The 1,427-nt window shown below is 52.6% G+C and carries 1 protein-coding gene; it reads right to left on the bottom strand.

Translation table 11 applies throughout. From position 1 onward, the window contains the following. Nucleotides 1-123: 123 nt before the first annotated feature. Nucleotides 124-1,266, bottom strand: a complete 1,143-nt coding sequence (locus PSEJ35_RS17060) for a M48 family metalloprotease (protein ID WP_084635562.1) — start codon at nucleotides 1,264-1,266, stop codon at nucleotides 124-126. Nucleotides 1,267-1,427: the final 161 nt, after the last annotated feature.

Below are 1,427 nucleotides of genomic sequence, written 5' to 3' on the forward strand. Positions count from 1 at the left end.
CTTCTTGCGCTTGCCCGTGTGTTCCGCGTCCCCGAAGCTCAGCTGCATCGTCGTCATCCGTCGAACCTTGCGCTATTGTCGCCGAAGGGATTTGTTCAGAGCATCCTTAGGCACAAGCTCCGGTTAATCGGGAAAGTACGCATCATACTTTAGTGGGTCGCCGTCAATCCAAGGGCGATAAGATTCCGCCAATTTAATTCGGTCTTTGATTTGTGGGTGGGTGGCTCGAAGGAACTTAGTTATTGGCGTATGTCTGTACGCCATTGGGTTCTGCTTGACATCGTTCCACATGATGTCGATGAGTGCCTGGTTGTTTCGATTGAACTCTAGTCCGAAGCGATCAGCCTCAAGCTCCAAGTTCCGATGCCAAGTTGTGATAATGGGTTGTGCAAGCAAGAACGCAACCAACCCAAACGCATACGCCGTGGGTACGAGTTGTATGAGCGCAATCCGATCACACTCGTTGCGCTGAAGCAAACGGATCGAAATCTGGGTTACGAAAAAGATAAAGCAGCAAATCAGGAATATCGCAATGATGGGCTTGAGGTCATTGTCGATCAGGAAGTGCTTGGCCTCATGAGCTGCAACTTGAAGAAGTTGATCTTCAGGGGTCCGTGACGTCAGGCGACTGTCAAACAGTATCAGCTTGGTGGGTCCAAGGCCGATGACTTGGCCCGGCGGACAAGCCGCCTGGCCGCTGCAGTCTTCAAGGGCGATCCGACCTGATGGAATGCCGGCCCTTTGAAGTAACTGAACAATCTTCTGCTCGGCCGGCGAGTTACCCAAAGGAATGGTGTCTCGAAAGTGCGGGCGAGCCGTAAGAGCCACGCTTGCGATGATTGTGATGGCAATTGCCAGCCAAAGCCATGTAAGCGTGGTCGCTTTTCTCAATATGAAGACAAGGATCAGGCCAAGAACAGAAAGCAGTAGCGCCGATGCCAGGATTCCAGGAGCCTGGGACCCAAGAAAACCGAGAAGCGAAGGTGCTTCAGTTGCATCAAGCTGTGATTTCTTGACGATCAAAAGATAGGTGATCGTCAATTGAACAAGCTTGAGCACAACCGCTATGGAGAAATAAAACAAGGCGGCGGCTAGCGGCCATGGCCTGACTTTCTTTGAGATTGACAGAAGAACTGATCGCCCAGTAGTGGTCAAGCCCATAAATAGGAGGCCTGCAATCAGTACGATTTGTGTCGAAAGCCAACCAAGGCTGACGAACTGTTGTAGTTGGTAATACGCATCAATAGTTTGGGTTGGTAACTGCATGGGTTGCGATGACCTCTCCACTTGTGCCTAACGCTGAACTAAGCCGCGCCGCGAAGCGGCGTCGGCTTCGTCAAACCCTTCCGCAAGAGCCAGGCGGCCAAGAACGACCGCAACGACGCCGAGGCCATCGCCACCGCCGCACGGCAAGGCAACATGCGCTT

This window comes from Pseudoxanthomonas sp. J35 (assembly GCF_000513995.1).
GTDB lineage: Bacteria > Pseudomonadota > Gammaproteobacteria > Xanthomonadales > Xanthomonadaceae > Pseudoxanthomonas.

Bases quoted from the DNA above. Each gene is read 5' to 3' on its own strand.
- PSEJ35_RS17060 (WP_084635562.1), bottom strand. From the start codon at position 1,266: ATGCAGTTACCAACCCAAACTATTGATGCGTATTACCAACTACAACAG.